Source organism: Streptomyces sp. NPDC047108 (genome assembly GCF_040643575.1).
In the GTDB taxonomy this organism is placed as follows: Bacteria; Actinomycetota; Actinomycetes; order Streptomycetales; family Streptomycetaceae; genus Streptomyces.
This window is the reverse complement of sequence record NZ_JBEYUP010000008.1, coordinates 19,561-42,630: the sequence shown is the minus strand read 5'-3', so window position 1 is coordinate 42,630 and position 23,070 is coordinate 19,561. Positions and strand designations below refer to the sequence as shown.

The following is a 23,070-nucleotide window of genomic DNA, read 5'->3' as shown; positions in this document are numbered from 1 at the left end:
GGTTCCGGGCTGCCGTCCGCGGGTTTCCTCGGAGTGCCCGCCCCCAACACGGCCTGGGCGAAGGGGTGTTGAGCTTCCCGGTGGGTTCCGGGCGGGTTCCGGTCGGGTCGCGCGCGGGTTCCGGGCGAGCCCCCGCGCCTGCCGGGCGGCGCGAGACCCTTGATAGGTGACCAAATGGTCACCTATCATCGGCGGCATGGACGACGTGTTCCGGGCACTCGCCGATCCGACCCGCCGGAACCTGCTCGACGAGCTGTTCCGCGAGGACGGACAGACCCTCAACGCGCTCGCGGAACGCTTCGGGTCGATGACGCGCTTCGGCGTGATGAAGCACCTGAAGCAGCTCGAAGAAGCGGGACTCGTGGTCACCCGGCGCCGCGGCCGCGAAAAGCTCCACTTCCTCAATCCGGTCCCGATACGGCTCGTCCACGACCGGTGGGTGAGCAAATACGCCGAGCCCTGGGCGGCGGCGCTCAGCGGTCTCAAGAGCAGACTGGAGAGACCCATGGAGAAGGTTTTCGAGATCTACATCCGCACGACTCCGGAGCGCCTCTGGGAGGCGATCACCGACCCGGCGATCCGGAGCACGTACCAGTTCGGCGTCCGGGTCTCCTCGGACTGGACGCCGGGGTCCCGGTTCGAGATGGCCCACCCGGGCTCCGAGGGCCTGCTGGGCGAGGGCGAGAACCTCGAGGTCGATCCGCCGCGGCGGCTGGTCCAGAGCATGGTCGCGCTCTGGAGCGACGACGTGAAGAGCGAGGGCACCTCGAGAGTCACCTGGGAGATCGAGCCGGTCGGCGACTCCTGCCGGCTGACCGTGACCCACGACCAGCTCCGCGAGGGCGCGAACGACGAGCTGTACGGCGGCTGGCCGATGATCCTCTCCGGCCTCAAGACCTGGCTGGAGACGGGCGAACGGCTCACGACGCCCGGATCGCTGATGTACGGCTGAGCACCGCGGCGCAGGCAGCGAGGCGGTCGCGAGAGACCGAAGGAGATCGGGGGAGATCAGGGGAGATCAGGGAGATCGAAGGTGCCCGGCACCCACGACCGGCCTCCCGCCTCTCCCCCGTCCCGACCCCCGCCCCGCTGCCCCTGCGGCGCCGCGGACGGACAATGGCCGTATGACGCCGCCCCTCGATGACGTCAGTGCATCGGCGCGGATCGCCGGGCCCGGAGAAGGGATCGGCCCGGAGGAACTCGCGCTGGCCGCCCGCAACCACGGGCTGCCGCTGGAGGCCCTGCGCTACGACGTGACCCCGCCCGGCCTGCACTACGTGCTGACCCACTACGACATCCCGGTCGCCGACGCCTCGTCCTGGCAGCTCACGGTGCGCGGGGACGTGCGCCGCCCGCTGACGGTCACGATGGACGACCTCCGGTCACTGCCCTCGGCGACGGTGCGCGTCACGATGGAGTGCGCCGGGAACGGCAGGGCCGGGCTGGCGCCGCGGCCGGTGAGCCAGCCCTGGCTGGTCGAGGCCGTGGGCACCGCGGAGTGGACCGGGGTGCCGCTGCGCACGCTCCTCGCCGACGCCGTACCCGGCCCCGGCGCGGTCGAGGCGGTCTTCACCGGCGCCGATCACGGCGTCGAGCGCGGCGTCGAGCAGGACTACGCGCGCAGCCTCCCGCTCTCCGTGGCGGCCGGGAAGGAGTCGGAGGTGCTGCTGGCGTACGCCATGAACGGCGAGCCACTGCCGCCGCAGCACGGCCACCCCCTGCGGCTGGTGGTCCCCGGCTGGTACGGCATGGCGCATGTGAAGTGGCTGCGCGACATCGCCGTCACGGATACGCCTTTCACCGGCTTCCAGCAGTCCGAGGCGTACCGGTTGCGGCAGGAGGCGGGCGAGGAGGGCGAGCCGGTGACACGGATCGCGCCCCGCTCGCTTCTGGTCCCGCCCGGGTTCCCCGACTTCATGTCGCGGACGCGTGTGGTGCGGCCCGGCACCGTACGGGTGGAGGGACGCGCCTGGTCGGGCCGCGCACCCGTGACGGCGGTGGAGGTCAGTACGGACGGCTGCCGCACCTGGGACACCGCCGGCCTCACGCCCGTCCACGACGCTCCCTGGGCCTGGCGGCGGTGGGAGTACGCCTGGACGGCCGTCCCGGGTCGCCATGTGCTGAGCACGCGCGCCCACGACGCCGAGGGGAACGTTCAGCCCGTCGACCCGCCCTGGAACCGCGGAGGGTTCGCCAACAACGCCGTGCAGCGGGTCGACGTCCTCTGCCTGCGCGATACGGAGTGAAAGCCACACGCTCCCGGGAGCATTCGCCCGGCGAGCACGAGAACGGCCTACCGAAAGGCCCTCGGATACCCCGTACGCGATGCAACAAACAGCAATTCAGGGCGGTTTGAACAGCGCTGCCCGGGCACCCGCATGAATGGAGGCCAGGAGGTGTTCGAAAGCCCATTACGGTGGGCGACCACAGGGGGAACCGCTATCTGCTGGTGAGTGCATCACCAGTGCAGAACGAAGGGTGGTCCGGCCGGTGTCGTCACCGGCCGCACCACCTTTCCCCAATTCCGGCCGGATGAACGGGGAATTGCGCGGCGCGGTCCGGGTAGCCGACGTCACGGAAAAAGATGACGGCGACAAGGAGCCGGCGGTTCGGTGACTTCTCGCCGCACCGTGGAAACCCGGGGAGGAATACCATGGCCGATAATCTGTGGAACTACACGACGGCGTCGAATCACCGTTCCGGGACGGATCTGATCGGATACCGGGTCGAGGCGACCGACGGAGGCATCGGCAAGGTCGACCGGCATTCCGACGACGTCGGGTCCTCGTATCTGGTCGTGGACACCGGGCCCTGGATCTTCGGCAAGCGCGTCCTGCTGCCCGCCGGGCTGGTCACGACCGTCGACATCCCGTCCGAGATGATCTTCGTGGCCTGCACCAGGGACGAGATCAAGAACGCCCCCGAGTTCGAGCAGGACCGGCACGCCGAGGACACCGGCTACCGCGATCAACTCGGCCTGTACTACGGGCCGTTCCTGGGCTGAGCGGCCACCGGCAAACGGCCGGGCCCGGCGGTGTCAACCGCCGGGCCCGGCCGTCTCGCGCTCCTCGGACACCTCGGAGCCGGCCCGAGCGACGCCTCAGACCAGCCCGAGCGTGGTCATGGCGTCGGCGACGGTCAGGAAGCCCGTGATGTTGGCCCCGCTGATGTAGTCACCCGGCTGCTCGTACGCCTCCGCCGTGGCCAGGCACGTGTCGTGAATGGCGCGCATCGTCTCGCCCAGGCGCTTGTCGGTCTCGGCGAACGACCAGCGGTCCCGGGAGGCGTTCTGCTGCATCTCCAGTGCGGAGGTGGCGACTCCGCCCGCGTTGGCGGCCTTGCCCGGCGCGAACGCGACATCGGCTTCCTGGAAGATGCGGATGGCCTCCGGGGTGCAGGGCATGTTGGCCCCTTCGGCCACGGCCAGCAGCCCGTTCTTGGTGAGCGAGATCGCGTCGGACTCCCCCAGTTCGTTCTGGGTGGCGGCGGGGAGGGCGATGTCGCAGGGAACGTCCCACGGAACCCTGCCGCGCACGAACGTCGCCGACGGCACCTGCTCCGCGTACGCGTCGAGCTTGCGGCGCTGCACGGTCTTCACCTCGTGCAGCACGTCGAGGCGGAGTCCCTCGGGGTCGTGGACGTAACCGCTGGAGTCGGAGCAGGCGACGGCCGTGGCGCCCAACTCATGCAGTTTGGCGATGGCGTGGTAAGCGACATTGCCGGAGCCGGACAGGACGGCGGTCCTGCCCTCCAGCGAGTGGCCGCGGGCGGCGAGCATCGCGTCGAGGAAGTAGACGGTGCCGAAACCGGTGGCCTCGGGGCGGACGAGGCTGCCGCCGATGAGCAGGTCCTTGCCGGTGAGCGTGCCGGCGTCGAAACGGTTGGTGAGGCGCTTGTACTGGCCGAACAGATAGCCGATCTCACGCGAGCCGACGCCGATGTCCCCGGCGGGCACATCGGTCTGCGGGCCGATGTGCCGGTGCAGTTCGGTCATGTACGCCTGGCAGAAGCGCATGACTTCGCCGTCCGAGCGCCCGGCGGGGTTGAAGTCCGATCCGCCCTTTCCCGCCCCGATACCGAGCCCCGTGAGCGCATTCTTGAAAATCTGCTCGAATGCCAGGAATTTGACGACTCCGAGGTTGACGCTCGGGTGGAAGCGCAGCCCTCCCTTGTACGGCCCGAGAGCGGAGCTGAATCCCACCCGGAAACCGCGGTTGACGTGCGCCCTGCCGCTGTCGTCGGTCCACACGACCCGGAACATGACCTGGCGCTCGGGTTCGCAGAGCCGCTCGAGGAGTGCCGCCTCGCGGAGTTCGGGACGCCTGTCGAGGGCGGGCTGAATGCTCTGCAGCACCTCGGCAACGGCCTGGTGGAACTCCGCTTCCGCGGGGTTGCGCCCCACGACGCTCTCGTAGAGCGCTTCGGTGGCAGGGTTGAGCCTCATCACCGTGACGGTCCTTTCTCGTGGTTGTGCTGAGCGCGATACTGCCGCATGCGCGACCGCGATGTTCCCGCCTCGCCGAAAGGCCCGTCGTATCAGCCGGTTCGGGAAATCGGTCCGGTCACCGCGTGAGACGGGTTCCCGGCGCAGACACAGGGCGAACCCGCGGAGAATCCCCCCTGGTTCGGGCCGGTCACGAAGCCTCCTCACGGCGGGTTCCGACCGGCCGGCGCGGACCGTGCGCGCCGGCGGGGCCCGGATCGATCTCGACGATAGCCAGGGGCAGGCTAGGTGAACGCTCAGTCTCGGGCACCGTCCTCGCCTCCACCGACGGGCAGCAGCGGGTGCCCGGATCGCGTGTGGGCACAGGGCAGCGCATGGACCGACTCGGCCCGCGGGCCCGATCAGGCCGTGGCGAGGGAGACTTCGGTCGACTTGATGAGCGCGGCAACGGAACTGCCCACCGTCAGGCCGAGATCGGCGACCGCGTCATGCGTGATGGCGGCGGTCAGCGTCGCACCGCCCTCCACGTCCACTTTCACCGCCGCCATGGCGCCGCCCGCGGTGACACCGGTGACCGTGCCGGGGAGCTGGTTGCGGATGCTGATGCCGGGGACGGGCCCGGTGGCGAGGGCGACTTCGGTCGACTTCACGAGCGCCTGCACGGAGGAGCCGTCCGCGATGCCCAGGTCCCGTACCGCCTCGACGGTGATCGCCGCCGTGATGTCCCGCCCTCCTGCGAGGCGGACCTTGACGACGGCCATGGCCTCCCCCGAGGTCACGGAGACGACGGTGCCGGCCATCTGATTGCGGATGCTCAAACCCATCGTGGAACGCCCCATCTTCTCAGTGCATGTCACATTTCACCCGAGATCTTCGCATTCCCGTCACGGATCGGACGCCACCACGGCCCGCGGGCGGCCCGACCCCCGCACCGGCCGACCGCGCCCCGCTCGGCCGTTCCTCCAAGCGGGCTCGCAATTGCTACAAGAATCGCCGTGACTCATTGCAGATGCGAGTCTCCCCGCTCTACGGTGGCGCATATGCAGTCCTACACCATCGGCCAGGCGGCCCGTCTCCTCGGTGTCAGCCCCGACACCGCGCGCCGCTGGGCCGACGCAGGCCGCGTCGCCACCCATCGCGACGACAGCGGGCGCCGCCTCATCGACGGCCGCGATCTGGCCGCGTTCTCGATCGAACTCGCGCAGGGCGGCACCGGCGAGGAGGAGTTCTCGTACACCTCGGTCCGCAACGCGTTCCCCGGCATCGTCACCGCGGTCAAACTCGGCGACGTCGCGGCCCAGGTCGAGATCCAGGCAGGACCGCACCGGCTGGTCTCGCTGCTGACCCGGGAGGCCGTCGAGGAGCTGGGGCTGGAGGTCGGCATGCAGGCCACCGCCCGTGTGAAGTCCACCAGCGTGCACATCGACCGCGCCTGAGCCCGGGTCACGTCCGGGCGTCCCGGGCAGCGGCGACGACGCCGCACGCACCCGGCCCGTCCTGCGTCCCTGTCCCACCCCGTCCCCGGCTTCGTCCCTCGCCCCGGCTGCCGCCGGCCCGCGACACCTCACCCAGGAGGCACGTCCCATGCCCCTCGTCGTCACCCGGCACCGCGCCGCCGCCACCGTCCTCGCCGCCGCGCTCGCCCTGCCGCTCACCGCCTGCGGCAGCGGCGACGCACAGAAGGACACCGGTTCCGGGGCCGGCGACGGCACGTCCCCGCCCGCGGCCGACCTGACGGTGCTGGCCGCGTCGTCGCTCACCGACGTGTTCGAGAAGGCCGCGGACACCTACGAGAAGCGGCACCCGGGCACCAAGATCACGTTCTCGTTCGCGGGCTCGCAGGAGCTGGCCGCCCAGGTGAAGCAGGGCGCCCCCGCCGACGCCCTGGTCACGGCCGACACCAAGACCATGGACGGGCTGAAGGGCGAGACCGGGAAGCCCACGGTCATCGCCAGGAACCGCCTGGTGATCGCCACCGGCGAGGGCAACCCCGAGAAGATCGACGACCTGAAGGACCTCGCCGACCCGAAGCTCAAGGTCGTCCTCGCCGCGCCCGAGGTCCCCGTCGGGCGCTACAGCCGGCAGATCCTGGACGCGCAGAAGATCACGGTGAAGCCGGTCTCGCAGGAGCCGAACGTCCGTGCCGTCCTCAGCAAGGTCGAACTCGGCGAGGCCGACGCGGGGCTCGTCTACAGGACCGACGCGGCCACCGCGACCGGCAAGGTCGACGCGGTGACGATCCCGGACGACCAGAACGCCGTGGCCGCGTACCCGGCGGCCACGCTGAAGCAGTCGGAGCACACGAAAGCCGCGGACGCCTTCGTGGCCTGGCTGTCCACGCCCGGGGCCCAGAAGATCCTCCGGGACGCCGGCTTCCAGAAGCCCTGACCCGGCCCCGCGCCCGGGGGTTGCTCGCCTGTGGGGGGCGCGCAGCCTCCGGGCATCACCACTCCCCCCGTACACCGCCCCCGGGAACCACGATGAGATCCAGCCACGGCGTACGCCCGCAGGTGCGCCGACCGCGCGCGCCCCTGCCCCTGGCGATCCCCGGCCTGCTCGCGATCGCCTTCCTGCTGCTGCCGCTCATCGGCATCCTGGCGCGGACGTCCTGGGGCGAGCTGGGCGACCACCTCGGCAGCCCGCAGTCCGTCCAGGCGCTCCGGCTCTCCCTGCTCGTGTCGGTGTGGGCCCTGGCGCTCTCCCTCGTCCTCGGCGTTCCGCTGGCCTGGCTCCTGGCGCGCGTCCACTTCCCCGGCAAGGCTGTGGTGAGGTCGCTCGTCCTGCTGCCGATGGTGCTGCCGCCCACGGTCGGCGGTGTCGCGCTCCTGCTCGGGTTCGGGCGGCGCGGGCTGCTCGGGCCGTGGCTGGAGGACTGGTTCGGCGTCACCCTGCCGTTCCACACCTCGGGCGCGGTCGTGGCCGCGACCTTCGTGGCGATGCCGTTCCTGGTCATCAGCCTGGAGGGCACGCTCGCGGGGCTGAGCCGCCGGTACGAGGAGACGGCCGCCTCGCTCGGCGCCTCACCGATACGGGTCTTCGTCACCGTCACTCTGCCGATGGTCGCCCCGGGGCTGGCCGCGGGGGCCGCGCTGACCTGGGCGCGGGCGCTCGGCGAGTTCGGGGCGACGATCACGTTCGCCGGCAATCTCCCCGGCACGACGCAGACCCTCCCACTCCAGGTCTATCTGCTGCTCCAGGACCGGCCGGAGGCGGCCACGTCCGTCTCGCTGCTGCTGCTCGTGGTCGCCATGGCCGTCCTGGTCGCGCTGCGCGGGCGCTGGACCGGCGCGACGGCCCTCCCCGCGCCCGCGGCTGCGCACGAGCGCCCGGACGGGGACGACGACGCGTACGGGCACGATGCGTACGGGCGGCCAGGCGACGACGTGTACGGGCGCTCCGGGCCGGCGGACGAGGCGTCGGCTCCGGACGGGGCCGGCGCGCACCTCGTACCGGAGCCGGAGAAGGGCACACCCCCCACGTCCCTGTGCACGGAGGTCACCGGCTTCAACCGGCTGACCCTGGAGGCCGCTCCGGGGACGACCATCGCGGTCGTGGGCCCCAACGGCGCGGGGAAGACGACCCTGTTGCGGGCCCTGCTCGGCCTCACGGACCGTTCGCACGCCACGCTGCGCCTCGGCGACGCCGACGTCGGCGCGCTTCCTCCGCACCGCAGGGGTGTGGCGTGGGTGCCGCAGGACGGGGCGCTGTTCCCGCATCTGTCGGCCCTCGCCAACACCGCGTACGGGCTGCGCACCCGTGGCGTGCCGCGCGCCGAGGCCCGCCGCACCGCGCAGCAGTGGCTCGACCGGCTCGGCGTCGGCCCGCTCGCCCACCGCCGTCCCGCGCAGCTCTCCGGCGGCCAGGCCCAGCGCGTCGCGCTCGCCCGCGCGCTGGCCGCCCGCCCGCGGCTGCTGCTCCTGGACGAGCCGCTGGCCGCTCTCGACCAGTCGACGCGCGCCCGCGTACGGCATCTGCTCCGCCGTCACCTCGAAGCGTTCGGCGGCGTCTGCCTGATCGTCACCCACGATCCGGTCGAGGCGGTGTCGCTCGCGCAACGCGTGCTCGTCCTCCAGGACGGCCGTGCCCTGCAGGACGCTCCCCCGCTGGAGGTCACCCGCCATCCCCGATCCCCGTGGGTGGCGCGGATGCTGGGCCGCAACGCCTGGCCGGGGACGTCCACGGCCGACGGGCTGCGGCTCGCCGGCGGCGCGGGCATCGTGGCGGCCGAGCCGGTGGCCCCGGGGGCGGAAGCGCTCGCGGTCATCGCCCCGGAGGCGGTCGCGCTGCACCGTGAGCGGCCCAGCGGCAGCCCGCGGAACGTCTGGCCCGGCACGGTGCGCGAGATCACCGCCGTCGGCAGCCGTCTGCGCGTGCTGGTGACCTCCGACGAGGCACCCGACCTCGTCGCCGAGATCACTCCGGCGGCGGCCGCCGAGCTCCGACTGGCCGACGGCGCACCGGTGTTCACGAGCGTCAAAGCGACGGAGGTCGCGCTCGTGCCGCTGTGAGCGGGCGAACGCGACCTCCGCGGAGGATGCCGCGGCGCGGCCAGGCCGTGTTACGACCTAGCGGGGCGCCATGCGCAGGGCGCCGTCCATGCGGATCGTCTCGCCGTTGAGATAGTCGTGGGCGATGATCGACAGGGCGAGCTGGGCGTACTCCTCGGGGCGGCCGAGGCGCTGCGGGAACGGGATGCCGGCGGCGAGCCCGGCCCGGAACTCGTCCGAGACGGTCGCGAGCATCGGGGTCTCGACGATGCCGGGGGCGATGGTGCACACGCGGATGCCGTACTGCGCGAGGTCACGTGCGGCGGGCAGCGTCAGGCCGACGATGCCGCCCTTGGAGGAGGCGTACGCGGCCTGGCCCACCTGGCCGTCGAAGGCGGCGATGGACGCGGTGTTGATGATGACGCCGCGCTGCCCGTGCTCGTCGGCCTCGGTCTGCGCGATGGCCTCGGAGGCGACCGCCAGGACGTTGAACGAGCCGATCAGGTTGACCTGGACGACCTTGGCGTAGAAGTCGAGGTCGTGCACGCCCTTCTTGCCGAGGATGCGCATGGAGGGGCCGATCCCGGCGCAGTTGACCACCGTGCGCAGCGGGGCGCCGCTCGACGCCGCGGTCTCCACGGCGGCCCGGACCTGCTCGCCGTCGGTGACATCGGTCCCGATGTACGTCACGTTGTCGACGTCCGGGGCCTTCTCGATGCTCGCCGGGAGGTCGAGGACGAAGACCGCCGCTCCCTGCTTCGCCAGGGCCTGCGCGGTCGCGCCGCCGAGCCCGGAGGCCCCGCCTGTGACGATCGCGGCGGTGTTGTCGAGCTGCATCAGTACTCCTTGCCCTGTACGGCGATGACGCCCTGAGTGTCCTTGGTCAGCGCGCGGCTGATCACCATGCGCTGGATCTGGTTCGTACCCTCGAAGATCTGCATGACCTTGGCCTCGCGCATGTAGCGCTCCACCGGGAAGTCACGGGTGTATCCATACCCTCCGAGCACCTGAACGGCATCCGTGGTGACCCGCATGGCGTTGTCGGTGGCCACCAGTTTCGCCATGGACGCCTCGCGTCCGAAAGGCAGCTTCCGGTCCTTCAGGCGGGCGGCGGCGAGGGTGGTGGCCCGCGCCGACTCGACCGCGGCGGCCATGTCGGCCAGGACGAAGCCGAGCCCCTGGTGCTCGATGATCGGCTTGCCGAAGGTCTCGCGCTCGCGGGCGTAGCGGACGGCGTGGTCCAGGGCGCCCTGGGCGAGGCCCGTGGCGACCGACGCGATGCCGAGACGGCCCGCGTCCAGCCCCGCGAGCGCGATCTGCAGGCCCTGCCCCTCCTCGCCGAGGAGGCGATCGGCCGGGACCCGTACGTCGTCGAGCCGGACGGTGGCGGTCGCGGATCCGGTGAGGCCCATCTTGCGCTCGGGCGGGTCGGCGCTGAGGCCGGGGGTGTCCGCGGGGACGAGGAAGCAGGAGATGCCGTGGTTGCGGTCGTCGGAGGTGCGGGCCATGACCTTGTAGAAGTCGGCGTGCCCGCCGTGGGTGGTCCAGGCCTTGGCGCCGTTGAGGACATAGGCGTCGCCGTCCCGGACGGCGCGGGTCCGCATGGCGGTCGCGTCGGACCCGGCGTGCGGCTCGGACAGGCAGTAGGCGCCCAGGAGTTCGCCGCCGAGCATGTCGGGCAGCCATGCGGCCTTCTGCTCCTCGGTGCCGAAGGTGGCGAGGCCGAAGCAGGAGAGGGCGTGGACGGAGATGCCGACGGCGACGCTGGCCCAGACGGACGCGATCTCCTCGAGCACCTGCAGATAGACCTCGTACGGCTGCTCGCCGCCGCCGTGGCTCTCCGGATACGGGAGCCCGAGCAGCCCGGCACGGCCGAGCGTGCGGAAGACGTCGCGCGGGAACTCCTCGTCGGCCTCGGCCCGGGCGACGCGGGGCAGCAGCTCCTTCTCCGCGAGTTCGCGGGTGAGGGAGATGAGATCAGCGGCTTCCTGAGTGGGCACCGTGCGGCTGGCAGGCATCCGGACCCTCCACGAAAATGATACTGGGGTGCGTACGACAGTATCAGTCCTGGTACGCCGACGGCGCTGCCGACACCCGGTGACATCGGCCACGACAGCTTGATGCGTACGGCTGTGACCTGCAGGAACAGCACTGATCGGACAGATGGGGCGGGATCGGCCGCGCACCGGTACGCGGAGGAGGTGCCGGCAGGTCAGGAGGCGACGGCGTGGGCCGATCGGGTGGTCGGCGGAAAAGAGCGTGGACGGTCGGCCGCTCGCCGCTCAGGAGGAGACGACGGCGACGGCTCGCCGCTCAGGAGGAGACGGCATGGACGATGAGCGAGGCCAGCTCCGCGTAGGCGGCCGAGTCGCTCAGCCCCGTACGGGCCGCCACCTCGCCCCGCTGGATCTCCTGCATCGTGGCGGCCACGACCTCGCCCACGAACGCGGCGTGCACGTCGCGGAAGGCCCCGACGGCGACGCCCTCGGTGATCAACTGCCGGACCCGCTCGGCCGCCAGGCGCGTGTTGGCCTCGTACACCTCACGCGCGGGCTCGAAGGCGGCCATGTCGTCCAGGAACTGCCGCGACAGCGGGCGGAGCCGCTCGGCCACCGCGTTCAGATAGGTGACCACCCGCTCCGAGGGCTCCGAGGTGTCGGCCACCCGCTTCTCGACGGCCTCTGCGGCCGTGCGGAAATAGTGCTTCACCGCTTCCTGGACGAGTGACTGCTTGCTCCCGGCGAGCTGGTAGAGCGTGGTCTTGGAGCAGCGCAGCCGCTCGGCCAGGTCGTCGAGCGTGAACGAGGCGAACCCCTCCGCCGCCAGCAGCGCGACCAGCCGCTCCAGGAGGTCGGTCTGGCGGGCTGTACGGCGTCCGGGCGGCATGGGCTCAGAGTAACCGGCGCCCCCGGCCGCAACCACGGTGTGTGGTTCCGGCCGGGAGCCCGGGTGGTCCGGCCCCGTCAGTTGGCGTCCGCCATCACCTGACGGCAGAGCGCGTCACAGGTGCGGCTGATGATGCGGGAGACGTGCATCTGCGAGATGCCGAGCTCGTCGGCGATCCGGCTCTGCGTCATGTCGTGGAAGAACCGCATGTAGAGGATCTGCCGTTCCCGCTCGGGCAGCAGCGCGAGCTGCGGCTTGAGCGATTCACGGTCCACGATCCGGTCGTAGCCGGACTCCTCGTCGCTGAGGACGTCCACCAGCGCGAAGCCGTCGTCGGCGGAGGCGGACGCCTGCGCGTCGAGCGAGAGCGTGGCGTAGCTGTCGAGCGCCTCCAGCCCCGTTCGGACCTCGTCCTCGGTCAGTCCCGTGTGCTCGGCCAGTTCCCCGACGCTGGGTCCGCGTTCGTCGAGGGAGTGGGACAGCTCGCGGTGGGCGGTCCGTACGCGGTTGCGCAGCTCCTGGACCCGGCGCGGCACGTGCAGGCCCCACATGTGGTCGCGGAAGTGCCGCTTCACCTCGCCCACCACGGTCGGGACGGCGAAGCTCTCGAACGCCGAGCCACGCTCCGGGTCGTAGCGGATCACGGCCTTCACCAGACCGAGAGCGGCGACCTGCTGAAGATCCTCCAGGGATTCGCCGCGATTGCGGAACTGCCGGGCCAGACGCTCGGCCATGGGTATCCACGCCTGCACGACCTGCTGTCGCAACGCTTCCTTCTGCGGGCCGTCCGGGAGATGCGAGATCTCCTCGAACTCGGCGGTGGTGTCGGGGGCGTCGTCATGCGGGTGCTTCGCAGTACGGCGCCGGGCGTTGGGGGGTGCGGCGGACTGTGCACGTACGGTCGTCATCAGGGAACTCCATTGCGGCGTCCGGATCACCGCAGGAGCTCGAAGGACCGCACAGGGGACGCCCCAGCAGACACACCGCTCCCACGGGAGTGCCTGCGGTCCGAAGCACGATGGGGCGCCTGCCCCTGACGGACACGACCAAACAGACGAACGGCAAGAGTTCTGAACCGATTCCGGGACCGCGCGGAAACGGCCGCCGAGGACGCCGCGGACACGTCTGCGCACGACCGCGCTCCGGGCCGGTCCGGGCTCAAGTCGCCTGATCCGCCGAGCAGTCGACCCCGCACGGGCATCCGGCCGCCCATCGGGCCCCGGGCACGGCGGAGCCCCGGCCGCCGAAGCGGTCCGGGGCCCTGTCGCCGCGCCGTCACACGGGGTGCGGAGGCGGTCGGATCAGTGAATGCCGAGCGCGGCCAGCGCCCGCTTCTGGACCGCGGTGGAACGGGCCGGCCAGTACAGGTACGCGACGCCTCCCGTGCCGCTCTTGACCTTGCCCTCGGCGTCCTTCCGCTTCGTCCTCAGCCAGATGTTCTCGAACTGCCGCCGCTTGTAGACGTTGCGGACCTCGGCGTTGCTGTCGCTCGCCGGGTCGTTGGCCACGACGTCACCGCTCTTCGTGAAGCCGACGACGCACATCAGATGGCCCGCCGTGCCGTAGCCCGCCCCGTCGAGTTCGGACTCGATGAAGGACTGGGACGTTATGACCGGAATTCCCGCGGCGATCAGCCGCTCGAGGTCGTTCAGGGACCCGAGCCGGGTGACGACGCCCTGCATGTCCTTGTACGTGGAGGCGTAGGCGGCGTTGAACGGCCAGTTCCCGCAGCCCTCGTACTGGTAGTCGTACGTGTAGCGAGCCGCGTGGCACACCTGAGGGTCGGCGTAGTCCTTGTTGACCCACGCCAGGTCCGCCTTCGTGGGCTTGCGGCCCCAGTACTCGACGATCATCTGGGAGGACGTGGGACTGCACCACGCCTCGCCGCCGTTGTCGTACTCCGGGTACTGGCCCTTGTGGATGTTCTGCGAGTAGCGCGGCACCTTCAGCTCGCGCCCCGCCGCCTCCCCCGGCTTCGACGCGGGCACCTCGAAGCGGTCCGGGACGTCGGAGGCCATGGCGCCCACGCGCCACACCATCGGCGTCAGGTCGGTGCCCGGCTTGCGGTACAGGGTCAGCCGCAGCCGGTACGAGGCCAGGCGCAGCGGTTTGGACGTGTCGTCCATCGAGAACGTGTCGGTCCACACCGTGCTCTTGCCGTCGGTCTGGTCGTCGACGGAGGTGCGCTTGATCTCGCGGTCACCGGCAGCCCAGCGGCCGAGCACATAGACCGGTGTCTTCTTGCCGTCGGTGTAGGTGCCGAGCAGTTCGACCTGCAGCCAGGTGCCGCTCGGGGTGCGGGCGTTCCAGGAGGCGACGAGTTCGCTCGCGGGCACCTGGGGCTCGTGGACCGGGGAGGTCCAGGTCGCGTACTCCCAGGTGCTCTTCTTCTCCGTGTGCGGGTCGGTGTAGTCGGTGCGCCCGGCCGGCTTCGCGATGATCAGGCCGGGACGGGGGCCGTCCTCGGCGCGGGTGCCGCGGTCGGTGCCGCAGCGCCAGTCGGCATACGTGGTCCAGCCTCGGTAGTCCACGCGAGCGACGCCCTTTCCCGGTCGAGGACTTCGGGCTGCTCCGGAGGCCCCGGTGGAGGCGTCCGCCGCGGAGCCGGACGCGGCCGCGGGGGCGGCGTGCGCCGACGACGCGGACAGGGTGCCCGCCGCTGCCGCCGCCAGGGCGGCGGACAACAGGGTGCGCCGTGGGGTGGGTCTGGTCATGACGGAAGGTCCCCCAGTCGTCTTCAAGTGGGACAGGTGCACGACAGATGCTCAACTATCTCCGGTCCTCCGGTGCTTCTGCCAGAGACTCTCCGGGTGTCACGGCACCAATATTGGTCGAGACCACTGGCGTGACCAGGGGCTCGCACCGCCGCGGCGGGCGCCGGAATCGTAGGGTGAAGCGCGTGGACCAGCCGCAACCCGCATCCGACCGGCGCCCTCTCCCGGCCCGCCCCGCCGGGCTCGGCGCGCTCGCCGACGCCCTGCGCGCACTGGAGCCGTCGTGCGGTCCGGTGCGGCTCGTGGCGGTCGACGGACATGCGGGCTCCGGCAAGAGCACCCTCGCCGGGCATCTGTCCGCGGCCACCGGCGGCGCACCCGTGCTGCACCTGGACGACCTGGCCACGCACGACGAGATGTTCGACTGGACCGACCGGTTCAACGACCAGGTCCTCACCCCGCTCGCCCACGGCCGCACCGCCCGCTACGGCGTCTACGACTGGGTCCGGCGCGGCTTCACCCGGCGCGAGGAGTTGCCGCCCGCGCCGCTCGTCATCGTCGAGGGCGTGGGCAGCGGCCGGTGCGCCCTGCGACCCCACCTCGCCCGCCTGCTGTGGCTGGAGGTGCCGGAGCACCTGGCGTGGAAGCGGGGACGGCGTCGCGACGGCCCGGGCCTCTCCGGATTCTGGGACGCCTGGACCGATGCCGAACGGAAGCATTTCGCCGCGGATCCCTCGCGCCCGTACGCCGATGTCCTGGTACGGCAGGGGTTCGAGGGGTACGTGGTGCTCCCGGGTCCTGCTGCGACCGCATGAACAACCCAACCCTTCACGGACAGTGAACAACTCCCGTACACAGCCTTCCGGACAGGTGTCCGGGACACCCCGCGAGCGACTCAACTCGGCTTGACCTGGCGGCCGTACAGGTCTTACGTTCTCAATGAGCGGTCTGCGACGACCGCCCGCAGATGCGAAGCCCCCGGTTGTTCCCCCGTGATCGGGGGCTTCGTTCTGCCTTGGTGCGGTGTGCGCGATCCACACAGGATCGCCCAATTCCGGCGCACCGCGCGGCGGGTCACTCACGCTCGGTCACCAGCGGTATCGACAGGGCCGTATCGCCTTCCCGCCCGACCGGATAGAGTCCGGTTCGACGATCGTCGCGCGGCGCACCTCGGCGACCGGCGATGGCGCAGGTACGATGCGTTCCGGGAGTACAACTCCCGTCCACAGCGCGGCGGTTCGGCAGCAGACCGCCGCCCGGCAGAGGCCCGGCGGCACACCACGGGGGCACGGTTTGTGGGGGACGTGATGGACATCGGCTCGCAGGGCTCGGACGCCCCCGCCGATCTCGCCTGGGTTCGGGCCGTCGACGCCTACACCATGGGCGCCTATGCGCAGGCCGAGGAAGAGTTCAGAACCGCGGTCCGGATCGACCCGGGCATGGCGGACGGCTGGCTCGGCCTGCATGCGCTGCGCGTCGACACCACGACCGCGCTGCTGCGGATGAACCGCCACCGCGACCGTTTCGGCGAGCAGCGCGCCCGCCACCGCAGGGCGCTCAACTCCTGGTACTGGCTGGGCTGGTGGGTCCAGCCCGTCCTGGAGAGCCCGCGCGACCTGCTCCTGGCGCACGCCTCGCACTGGCTGGACGGGCGGCACGTGCCCGAACTGGACCGCGCCCTCGCCGGATGCCCGCCCGTGGACACCGATCCGCAGGTGCGCTTCCTGCACGCCTGCCGCGCGTATCTCGTCAAGGACTGGGAGCAGCTCGTACGCCACACCGAGCCGCTGATCGACGACCCGATGCTGGGCATCGAGGCCGGGCTGTTCGGCGGCATGGCGCGGGTGCGGCTGGAGATGTACGGGCAGGCCGAGCCGCTGCTCTCCGCCGCCCTGATGCGCTGCCGCAGCGAGCAGCCCCAGCGCAAGGAGCTGCGCTACTGGCTCGCCCGCGCGCACGAGGGCACCGGCCGCAGCGCCGCGGCACTTCCGCTCTACCGCGCCGTGCACCGCGTGGATCCGGCCTTCATGGACACGGCGGCACGACTGGCGGCGATCTCCGAGGGCGACGGCCTGGACGAGGCGGGCGGCCTGGCCTCCGTCACCCTCGCCGGGATCGGGCAGGACGCCCTCGACGCCACGGCCGACCCCGACCTCCTCTCCCCCGACGGCCCGGGCGACGGCCGGGATCTGCCCACCGTTCCCGCGGATCCTGACGAGCCGGTGCCGGGCACGGCCCCGGTCGACGCGGACGGCTCCGTACGGGAGAAGGCCGTCTTCCCCGTGCAGCCCCCGCAGTCGTCGCTGCCCTCGGGACCGGCCGATGCCGTCCTGCTCCACCAGGCGCTCGCCGAGCTGGAGCGGATGGTGGGTCTGGAGCCGGTGAAGCGGCAGGTGCGGGCGCTGTCGGCACAGCTGCGGATGGCGCGGCTCCGGGCGGCGCAGGGTCTGCCCGTGCAGCCGCCGAAGCGCCACTTCGTCTTCTCGGGCCCTTCCGGCACGGGCAAGACGACCGTGGCCCGGATCCTCGGCCGGGTGTTCTACGCGCTCGGGCTGCTGGGCGGCGACCATCTGGTCGAGGCCCAGCGCGCCGATCTGGTCGGCGAGTTCCTGGGGCAGACCGCGGTGAAGGCCAATGAGCTGATCGACTCTGCGCTGGGCGGCGTCCTCTTCGTGGACGAGGCGTACAGCCTGTCCAACACCGGCTACAGCAAGGGCGACGCGTACGGCGACGAGGCCCTGCAGGTGCTGCTGAAGCGGGCCGAGGACAACCGCGACCGGCTCGTGGTGATCCTGGCCGGCTATCCCGAGGGGATGGACCGGCTGCTGGCCACCAACCCGGGCCTCAGCTCCCGTTTCACCACCCGGGTCGACTTCCCCAGCTACCGCCCGCTGGAGCTGACGAAGATCGGTGAGGTGCTGGCGGCGGAGAACGGCGACTGCTGGGACGAGGAGGCGGTCGAGGAGCTGCGCAGCATCAGCGGGCACGTCGTCGACCAGGGCTGGATCGACGAGCTGGGCAACGGCCGCTTCCTGCGGACCCTGTACGAGAAGAGCTGCGCCTACCGCGACCTGCGGCTCTCCGGCTACAACGGGGCACCGAGCCGGGACGACCTGGCGACGCTGCGGCTGCCGGACCTGATGCAGGCGTACGGCGAGGTGCTGTCGGGCCGTGGTCCGCGCGGGCGGGGCCCCCAGGACCCGATGATGTGAGCAGCAGGCACCCACCGGAGCAGTCCGGCGTGAGCGTCCGGCGCAGGCCTGGGAGGTGAGCGTCCGGCGCAGGCGTGGGAGGTGAGCGTCCGGCGGACGCCTGCAACGTGCCCCGGCCGGGCCGCCCCGGTGGGCGGCCCGGACCAGGCGTCTCCTACTTCGCGGCGGCCACCGGCGACCGGTCGGTGGGCGGCTCGGTCGGCTCGGTCCGCGCGCGGGCCGGGCTCGAGGGCTGCCGCTGGCGTACGGCCACCCCGCGGTGCGCCGGGTCGCGCACCTCGCCGACCAGCATTTCCAGCACGTCCTCCAGCGCGACGAGCCCCAGCACCCGGCCGGAGGAGTCCGCCACCTGCGCGAGGTGGCTGGCCGCGCGGCGCATCACCGTGAGGGCGTCGTCGAGCGGGAGTTCCGCCCGCAGCGTGGTCATCGGCCGCCACACCTGCTGCGGCACCGCCCGGTCCGTGTCCTCCAGGTCCAGGACGTCCTTCACGTGGAGATAGCCCATGAAGGCGCCCGAGGCGACCACGGGGAAGCGGGAGTAGCCGGTGCGTACCGTCAGCTCCTCGACCTCCTGCGGCGTCACGGTCGGATCGACGGTGACCAGTCCGGCACGGTCGAGGAGGACCTCCGTGACGGGGCGGCTGCCCAGTTCCAGGGCGTCGGCGAGGCGCTCCTGCTCACCCGGTTCGAGCAGGCCCGCCTGGCGGGAGTCCTCCAGCAGGTGGGCGAGCTGCTCGCTGGTGAAGGCGGCCTCCAGCTCGTCCTTGGGCTCGACCCGGAACAGCCTCAGGACGAGCGTGGCGCACGCGCCGAAGAAGGCGGTCACGGGCCGGCAGAGCCGCGCGAAGCCGACCAGCGCGGGCCCGAGCCACATCGCGGTCTTCTCCGGGGCCGCCATGGCGAGGTTCTTCGGGACCATCTCGCCGACGACGAGGTGGAGGAAGACCACGACGGCGAGCGCTATCGCGTAACCGAGCGGGTGGATGAACCCGTCGGGCACGTGGGCGGCGTGGAAGACCGGCTCCAGCAGGTGCGCGACGGTGGGCTCGGCGACCGCGCCGAGCGTCAGCGAGCAGACGGTGATGCCGAACTGCGCGGCGGCCATCATCTGCGGCAGGTTCTCCAGCCCTTGCAGCACGGTACGGGCGCGGGCGGAGCCCTCGGCGGCCAGCGGCTCGATCTGGCTGCGGCGGACGGAGACGAGAGCGAACTCGGCGCCGACGAAGAAGCCGTTGCCCAGGACCAGGAGGACGGCGAAGAGGAGTTGGAGTGCGCTCATCGGGCCGCCGCCTTCGTACGGTCCTTGCGGGCCTGCCGGTCCGCGGTGCCCTCCAGGAGGAGGCTCTTCGCGCCGTCGAGCGGGCTCTTCGCCCCGTCGGACGTGCCCTTCACGCCGTCGGGCGTGCCCGCGGCGCCGTCCTGCCGGGCCTTCGTGCCGTCGAGCCGGGCGATCCGGACCCGCGCGGCGCGGTGGTGGTCGACCATCCGCACCCGCAGCCGCCAGCCGGGCAGTTCGGCGGTGTCGCCCGGGGCCGGGATGCGGCCGAGCAGGTCGGCGACGAGGCCGGCCACCGTCTCGTAGGGCCCCTCGGGGGCCTCCAGGCCGATCCGGCGCAGGGTGTCGACCCGGCAGCCGCCGTCGGCCTCCCAGGCCGGGCGGCCGTCCTCGGGGAGGGCAGCGGCCAGCTCCGGCAGATCGTCGCCGTCGTGCTCGTCGCGCACCTCGCCGACGAGCTCCTCGACGATGTCCTCCAGGGTCACGACCCCGGCCGTGCCGCCGTACTCGTCGACGACCACGGCTATCGGCTGCTCGCTGCGCAGCTGCTCCAGCAGCGGCTGGACGGGCACGGTCTCCGGGACCAGCAGCGGCGGTACGGCGACCCGGCCCACGGGCGTACGGAGCCGCTCCTGCGCCGGGACAGCGAGCGCGTCCTTGAGGTGGACCATACCCACGACCTCGTCCAGCCGGTCCCGGTACACGGGGAAGCGGGACAGGCCGGTGGCGCGCGTGAGGTTCAGCACGTCCTCGGCGGTCGCGGTGGACTGCAGGGCGCTGACCCGCACCCGCGGCGTCATCACGTGCTGGGCGGTCAGTTCGCCCAGGGAGAGGGTGCGCACGAACAGGTCGGCGGTGTCCTCCTCCAGGGCGCCGGCCCGCGCGGAGTGGCGGGCGAGGGAGACCAGCTCGTCGGGCGTACGGGCCGAGGCGAGCTCCTCGGTGGGCTCCACGCCCAGCGCGCGCACCATGCGGTTCGCGACGGCGTTGAGGAGCGCGATCACCGGGCGGAAGAAGCGGGAGAAGGCGTGCTGGGGGCCGGCGACGAACCGGGCGACCTGGAACGGCCGCGAGACCGCCCAGTTCTTGGGCACCAGTTCGCCGATCACCATCTGCACCGCGGACGCGGCGAGCATGCCGACGACCACGGCCACACCAGGGACGGCGCCCTCGGGAAGCCCGGTGGCCGCGAACGGGCCGGCCAGCAGATGCGCCAGCGCGGGCTCGGCGAGCATGCCGACCACCAGCGAGGTGATGGTGATACCGAGCTGGGTGCCGGAGAGCTGGAAGGACAGCTCGCGCAGCGCGGTGACCACGGTGCGGGCGCGGCGGTCGCCGTCGGCGGCCGCCCGCTCGGCCTCGGGCCGCTCGACCGTGACCAGTCCGAACTCGGCGGCCACGAAGAACCCGTTGGCGAGGATCAGCAGCAGGGCCGCGCCGAGCAGGAGCAGGGAGGTGGTCATGATGCCGCCGCCTCGGGGGAGGGGGCGGCGCAGGTACTACAGGACGATCCGTCCATTGCCGGAGGGTGTCACTCCTCGAAGAGCAGGTGCCCCAGCGGGCACGGGCTGTGCGCGGGCTCCGCGGGTGTACGGGGCGACGGCGCACAGCGCGCCGCCGCGACAAGAGTAATCAAGGAGAAAAAGTCTGCGAAGACACCCTGCCGACGCCGGTGCGGGTCGGCGGGTGTTCCTGTCCTACACGGCGGACTCCCCCGTACCGTACGCCTCCGCCAGGTCACGCAGCGTACGGGCGTCCCGGACCGCCTGGTCCCTGTTGATGCCCGGCTGGATGCCCATCGCGGCCAGGCTGGTGCCGTCGGCCAGGTCGAGGAGCACCCAGGGGTCGCCGGGGCGGAGGTTCACCCGCAGCACCTCGGCCCACGCCAGGCGGCGCTTGGTCGTGAGATTGACGACGGTGACGCCGCCGGAGTCGGCCACCACCTTGGGACGGCTGAGCAGCAGCAGGACCAGGAAGAACAGCAGTCCCGTGAGGACGAAGCTCATCCGCTCCCCCGGGCTGAGCGACGGCAGGAGCACGGCGATCACCGTGAGCACGGCGAAGAGCGCGCTGCCGACGGTCAGCAGGACGACCCGGGTGCGCGTCGGCCGGAAGGTGACGGGCAGTTCGGGGAGAGCGGGAGACTCGGACTGGGGCACGGGTGTGGTCACGTTTCGGCCGTTCGCGGACGGGTGGCGGTGCGGGGCGGCCGGCTCAGAGACGGCAGGCGTGGATGCCGGTGGTGAGGATGGCGCGGGCGCCGAGTTCGTAGAGCTCGTCCATGATCCGCTGGGCGTCCTTGGACGGGACCATCGAGCGGACGGCGACCCAGCCCTCGTGGTGCAGCGGGGAGACGGTCGGCGACTCCAGCCCGGGGGTGAGCGCGACGGCCCGCTCGACGTGCTCGACGCGGATGTCGTAATCCATCATCACGTAGCGCCGGGCCACCAGGACGCCCTGCATACGGCGGAGGAACTGCTGGATCTTGGGGTCCTCGGTGCCCTCGCCGGTACGCCGGACGACGACCGCCTCGGACTTCAGGATCGGCTCGCCGATGATCTCCAGACCGGCGTTGCGCAGCGTCGTGCCGGTCTCGACGACATCGGCGATGATCTCGGCCACACCCAGCTGGATGGCGGTCTCCACCGCGCCGTCCAGGCGGACGACCGAGGCGTCGACGCCGTTGTCGGCGAGGTGGCGGGTGACCAGGCCGGAGAAGGAGGTCGCGACGGTCATGCCGCCGAAGTCCTTCACGTCCTTCGCGGTGCCGGGCCGGGTCGCGTAACGGAAGGTGGAGCCGGCGAAGCCGAGCTGCATGATCTCCTCGGCCTCCGCGCCGGAGTCCAGCAGCAGATCGCGGCCGGTGATGCCGATGTCGAGCCGGCCGGAGCCGACGTAGACGGCGATGTCGCGGGGGCGGAGGAAGAAGAACTCCACCTCGTTCTCGGCGTCGATGAGGACCAGTTCGCGCCGGTCCTTGCGCTGCTTGTATCCCGCCTCATGCAGCATCGCCGACGCAGGGTCGGACAATGAACCCTTGTTGGGGACGGCGATGCGCAGCATGGGGTTGATCTTCCTTACGTGGTGAAGGTGAGTGGGACGCGGACGCCGGCCGCTACGGGCCGGGGCGCGGGAAAGCCTCAGAGATGAGCGTATACGTCGTCCAGGGAGATGCCCCGGGCCACCATCATCACCTGAAGGTGGTACAGGAGCTGGGAGATCTCCTCGGCGGTACGGTCGGCCCCTTCGTACTCGGCGGCCATCCACACCTCGGCGGCCTCCTCGACGACCTTCTTCCCGATGGTGTGCACGCCCTTCCCGACCAGCTCGGCGGTGCGGGACGTGCTGGGGTCGCCGGTGGCGGCCTTGTGCTGGAGCTCGGCGAAGAGCTCCTCGAAAGTCTTGTTCGCCATGGTGGCCCTAGCCTACGGGGTCCTGCGGGGCGCTCTTCGCCCGGGCGCTCGCCCCGGCGACGCGGTGCCCCGGCGGCGGTCGCGCCGGCCGGGGCCCGGAAGCCGGTTCACCGCCAGGGCTCGGACACCGAGCGGAGCAGCGCGGCGGTGGCCACGGCGGCGGTCACGGCCTCGTCGCCCTTGTCCTCCGTCGAGCCCTCCAGGCCCGCCCGGTCGATCGCCTGCTCCTCGGTGTCGCAGGTCAGCACGCCGAACCCGACGGGGACGCCGGTGTCGACCGTCACCTGCGTCAGCCCCTGGGTGACGCCCTGGCAGACGTACTCGAAGTGCGGGGTGCCGCCGCGGATGACGACGCCGAGCGCCACGATCGCGTCGTAGCCGCGGCCGGCCAGGACCTTGGCGACGACCGGCAGTTCGAAGCTGCCGGGGACGCGCAGCAGGGTCGGCTCGTCGATGCCGAGCTCGTGCAACTTGCGCAGGGCGCCGTCGACGAGGCCGTCCATCACCTTCTCGTGCCACTGTGCCGCGACGACGGCGACCCGCAGGTCCCGGCAGTTCTTCACGGTCAGTTCGGGTGCGCCCTTGCCGCTCACGTCTCTCCTCGGTGGATCCGGTGCTGTCGTTGCTGTCGGTGCTGT

21 protein-coding genes are annotated in these 23,070 nt (G+C 71.7%); 8 read left to right on the top strand and 13 right to left on the bottom strand.

Translation table 11 applies throughout. The annotated features are described in order from the left end of the window. Positions 1-196 precede the first annotated feature (196 nt). The 3 genes from ABZ822_RS18080 (at position 197) to ABZ822_RS18070 (ending at position 3,004) form a co-directional block, all read left to right on the top strand. Positions 197-952 (top strand): SRPBCC domain-containing protein, encoded by a 756-nt coding sequence (locus ABZ822_RS18080; RefSeq protein WP_360854359.1) that lies wholly within the window; start codon positions 197-199, stop codon positions 950-952. A 172-nt stretch (positions 953-1,124) separates the two neighbouring features. Then, the gene (locus ABZ822_RS18075) at positions 1,125-2,246 is read left to right on the top strand and encodes a sulfite oxidase (RefSeq protein ID WP_360854356.1); all 1,122 of its coding nucleotides are present in this window, start codon (positions 1,125-1,127) and stop codon (positions 2,244-2,246) included. A 407-nt stretch (positions 2,247-2,653) separates the two neighbouring features. After that, positions 2,654-3,004 carry a PRC-barrel domain containing protein gene (locus ABZ822_RS18070; protein ID WP_360854353.1) on the top strand — a complete coding sequence of 117 codons (351 nt, stop codon included), beginning with the start codon at positions 2,654-2,656 and terminating at the stop codon, positions 3,002-3,004. Positions 3,005-3,100: 96 nt separating this feature from the next. Here ABZ822_RS18070 and gdhA read toward each other — a convergent pair whose 3' ends face one another. Both gdhA and ABZ822_RS18060 read right to left on the bottom strand, forming a co-directional pair. Beyond that, positions 3,101-4,444 (bottom strand): NADP-specific glutamate dehydrogenase, encoded by a 1,344-nt coding sequence (gdhA, locus tag ABZ822_RS18065; RefSeq protein WP_360854350.1) that lies wholly within the window; start codon positions 4,442-4,444, stop codon positions 3,101-3,103. 401 nt (positions 4,445-4,845) lie between these two features. Further along, positions 4,846-5,268 (bottom strand): TOBE domain-containing protein, encoded by a 423-nt coding sequence (locus tag ABZ822_RS18060; protein ID WP_360854347.1) that lies wholly within the window; start codon positions 5,266-5,268, stop codon positions 4,846-4,848. 216 nt (positions 5,269-5,484) lie between these two features. Between ABZ822_RS18060 and ABZ822_RS18055 the strand changes: the two genes are divergently transcribed. The 3 genes from ABZ822_RS18055 to ABZ822_RS18045 all read left to right on the top strand — a co-directional run bounded on the left by ABZ822_RS18055 (position 5,485) and on the right by ABZ822_RS18045 (position 8,952). Next, complete coding sequence (locus ABZ822_RS18055; RefSeq protein WP_360854344.1) at positions 5,485-5,880, top strand: helix-turn-helix transcriptional regulator; 396 nt, start codon at positions 5,485-5,487, stop codon at positions 5,878-5,880. A 148-nt stretch (positions 5,881-6,028) separates the two neighbouring features. Beyond that, positions 6,029-6,832: a molybdate ABC transporter substrate-binding protein gene (modA, locus tag ABZ822_RS18050; protein ID WP_360854341.1), complete on the top strand. Its 804-nt coding sequence runs from the start codon at positions 6,029-6,031 to the stop codon at positions 6,830-6,832. A gap of 92 nt (positions 6,833-6,924) precedes the next feature. Further along, positions 6,925-8,952 (top strand): ABC transporter permease, encoded by a 2,028-nt coding sequence (locus ABZ822_RS18045; RefSeq protein WP_360854338.1) that lies wholly within the window; start codon positions 6,925-6,927, stop codon positions 8,950-8,952. 57 nt (positions 8,953-9,009) lie between these two features. Here ABZ822_RS18045 and ABZ822_RS18040 read toward each other — a convergent pair whose 3' ends face one another. The 5 genes from ABZ822_RS18040 to ABZ822_RS18020 form a co-directional block, all read right to left on the bottom strand. After that, positions 9,010-9,768: an SDR family NAD(P)-dependent oxidoreductase gene (locus ABZ822_RS18040; RefSeq protein WP_360854335.1), complete on the bottom strand. Its 759-nt coding sequence runs from the start codon at positions 9,766-9,768 to the stop codon at positions 9,010-9,012. Then, complete coding sequence (locus ABZ822_RS18035; protein WP_360854332.1) at positions 9,768-10,949, bottom strand: acyl-CoA dehydrogenase family protein; 1,182 nt, start codon at positions 10,947-10,949, stop codon at positions 9,768-9,770. Before ABZ822_RS18035 ends, ABZ822_RS18040 begins: the two co-directional genes overlap by 1 nt. A 295-nt stretch (positions 10,950-11,244) precedes the next feature. Next, on the bottom strand, positions 11,245-11,817 hold the full coding sequence (locus ABZ822_RS18030; RefSeq protein ID WP_360854329.1) for a TetR/AcrR family transcriptional regulator: 573 nt from the start codon (positions 11,815-11,817) through the stop codon (positions 11,245-11,247). A gap of 77 nt (positions 11,818-11,894) precedes the next feature. Next, the gene (locus ABZ822_RS18025) at positions 11,895-12,725 is read right to left on the bottom strand and encodes a SigB/SigF/SigG family RNA polymerase sigma factor (RefSeq protein WP_360854326.1); all 831 of its coding nucleotides are present in this window, start codon (positions 12,723-12,725) and stop codon (positions 11,895-11,897) included. Between the two features lie 393 nt (positions 12,726-13,118). After that, positions 13,119-14,531 carry a peptidase C39 family protein gene (locus tag ABZ822_RS18020; protein ID WP_360854323.1) on the bottom strand — a complete coding sequence of 471 codons (1,413 nt, stop codon included), beginning with the start codon at positions 14,529-14,531 and terminating at the stop codon, positions 13,119-13,121. Between the two features lie 185 nt (positions 14,532-14,716). Between ABZ822_RS18020 and ABZ822_RS18015 the strand changes: the two genes are divergently transcribed. Further along, positions 14,717-15,346, top strand: coding sequence for a hypothetical protein (locus ABZ822_RS18015; protein ID WP_360854320.1), 630 nt, complete (start codon positions 14,717-14,719; stop codon positions 15,344-15,346). A 492-nt stretch (positions 15,347-15,838) separates the two neighbouring features. After that, complete coding sequence (locus ABZ822_RS18010; RefSeq protein WP_360854317.1) at positions 15,839-17,743, top strand: AAA family ATPase; 1,905 nt, start codon at positions 15,839-15,841, stop codon at positions 17,741-17,743. 154 nt (positions 17,744-17,897) lie between these two features. On the opposite strand, the gene ABZ822_RS18005 is transcribed toward ABZ822_RS18010, so the two are convergent. The 6 genes from ABZ822_RS18005 to ribH all read right to left on the bottom strand — a co-directional run bounded on the left by ABZ822_RS18005 (position 17,898) and on the right by ribH (position 23,025). After that, positions 17,898-19,022, bottom strand: coding sequence for a hemolysin family protein (locus tag ABZ822_RS18005; protein WP_360854314.1), 1,125 nt, complete (start codon positions 19,020-19,022; stop codon positions 17,898-17,900). After that, the gene (locus tag ABZ822_RS18000) at positions 19,019-20,482 is read right to left on the bottom strand and encodes a hemolysin family protein (protein WP_360854311.1); all 1,464 of its coding nucleotides are present in this window, start codon (positions 20,480-20,482) and stop codon (positions 19,019-19,021) included. The genes ABZ822_RS18005 and ABZ822_RS18000 overlap by 4 nt, the downstream gene beginning before the upstream one ends. 234 nt (positions 20,483-20,716) lie before the next feature. Then, positions 20,717-21,190, bottom strand: coding sequence for a PH domain-containing protein (locus ABZ822_RS17995; RefSeq protein WP_360854308.1), 474 nt, complete (start codon positions 21,188-21,190; stop codon positions 20,717-20,719). Between the two features lie 43 nt (positions 21,191-21,233). Then, a complete protein-coding gene (hisG, locus tag ABZ822_RS17990) occupies positions 21,234-22,082 on the bottom strand; it encodes an ATP phosphoribosyltransferase (protein ID WP_360854305.1) in 849 nt (282 codons plus the stop codon). Positions 22,083-22,159: 77 nt separating this feature from the next. Next, positions 22,160-22,432, bottom strand: coding sequence for a phosphoribosyl-ATP diphosphatase (locus ABZ822_RS17985; protein ID WP_360854301.1), 273 nt, complete (start codon positions 22,430-22,432; stop codon positions 22,160-22,162). 107 nt (positions 22,433-22,539) lie between these two features. Continuing rightward, positions 22,540-23,025 (bottom strand): 6,7-dimethyl-8-ribityllumazine synthase, encoded by a 486-nt coding sequence (gene ribH, locus ABZ822_RS17980; RefSeq protein WP_360854298.1) that lies wholly within the window; start codon positions 23,023-23,025, stop codon positions 22,540-22,542. Positions 23,026-23,070 lie beyond the last annotated feature (45 nt).